Annotated in this window: 1 protein-coding gene; it reads right to left on the reverse strand. The window is 65.2% G+C overall.

Going from position 1 to position 428, the window contains the following annotated elements:
• Positions 1-319: MBL fold metallo-hydrolase (locus AACY52_RS31785; RefSeq protein WP_339561624.1), on the reverse strand; the 319-nt coding region annotated here is incomplete at its 3' end.
• Between the last annotated feature and the right edge of the window lie 109 nt (positions 320-428).

Below are 428 nucleotides of genomic sequence, written 5' to 3' on the forward strand. Positions count from 1 at the left end.
CATAGACGGTTGCGCCGGTCGCCTCTTTGATGCGCGCGGTGTTGGGCGAATGGTCGCGGTGGGTGTGGGTGACGAGGATGTGCGTCACGGTCTCGCCGCGCACGGCCTCGAGCAGCGCTTCCGCATGGGCGGCATCGTCAGGACCGGGATCGAGGATCGCGACGTTGCCCTGGCCGATGATGTAGCTCACCGTCCCCGTGAAAGTGAACGGACTCGGATTGTTGCACAGCACCCGGCGGACGCCGGGGCGGACTTCCTCGACGACGCCCGGCTTCAGCGGGAAGTTGCGGTTGAACGGGACGTCGTCATTGTCGGACATGGCTTGCTCATCCTGCTCACTTGGTCATGCCCGGCCTGATGCCGGGCATCCACGTTCTTCTCGCGACTTGAGACGTGGATGGCCGGGAGGTCTTGCGCGAAGACGCGCT

The organism is Pseudomonas sp. EA_65y_Pfl1_P113 (assembly GCF_963970525.1).
Lineage (GTDB): Bacteria > Pseudomonadota > Gammaproteobacteria > Pseudomonadales > Pseudomonadaceae > Aquipseudomonas > Aquipseudomonas tritici.